This window comes from Staphylococcus sp. HMSC34G04 (assembly GCF_001838765.1).
GTDB lineage: Bacteria > Bacillota > Bacilli > Staphylococcales > Staphylococcaceae > Staphylococcus > Staphylococcus epidermidis.
The window spans coordinates 2,746-3,168 of sequence record NZ_KV838727.1; the positions used below are offsets into that span (position 1 = coordinate 2,746).

The 423-nt window shown below is 28.4% G+C and carries 1 protein-coding gene and 1 pseudogene; both read left to right on the forward strand.

Features of this window, described 5'->3' with window-relative positions; all coding sequences use genetic code 11:
• The first annotated feature begins 29 nt into the window (after positions 1-29).
• Positions 30-164: a hypothetical protein gene (locus tag HMPREF3241_RS13135; protein ID WP_002490632.1), complete on the forward strand. Its 135-nt coding sequence runs from the start codon at positions 30-32 to the stop codon at positions 162-164.
• Positions 131-423, forward strand: a pseudogene (locus tag HMPREF3241_RS12715) (transposase); the annotation flags it as partial. The gene HMPREF3241_RS13135 and the pseudogene HMPREF3241_RS12715, both read left to right, overlap by 34 nt.

Genomic DNA, 423 nt, shown 5'->3' on the forward strand with positions numbered 1-423 from the left:
ATCACTAAACTAAATTAACGAGGTGCCTTATGCACAAAGATTATAATATGACTCAATATACTCTACTAATGGAAACTTCAGTTCTTATCCCCACAAATGATATTGTAGAAACAACTCCGAGACTGAATTCGATGAATTCATTTGTTTGGACAATCAAAGACTAGGATTTAACAGATATGCCTATCATCATGATAAAAATGGTTTTAAACGAGACTTTAAATAATATGAATGTGATGATTGTTCCGAATGTCCTCTGAAACATCAATGAATGAACTTCAATTCAAAACAAATAAAAAAATAATGAAGAATTATAATTGAGAATATTTTAAAGACAAAATTAATAAAAAGTTTTCAGAACTAAAACAAAAAACCATCTACAGTCAAAGAAAATTTGATGTGGAGCCTGTTTTTGGATTTATGAAG

Bases quoted from the DNA above. Each gene is read 5' to 3' on its own strand.
- HMPREF3241_RS13135 (WP_002490632.1), top strand. From the start codon at position 30: ATGCACAAAGATTATAATATGACTCAATATACTCTACTAATGGAAACT.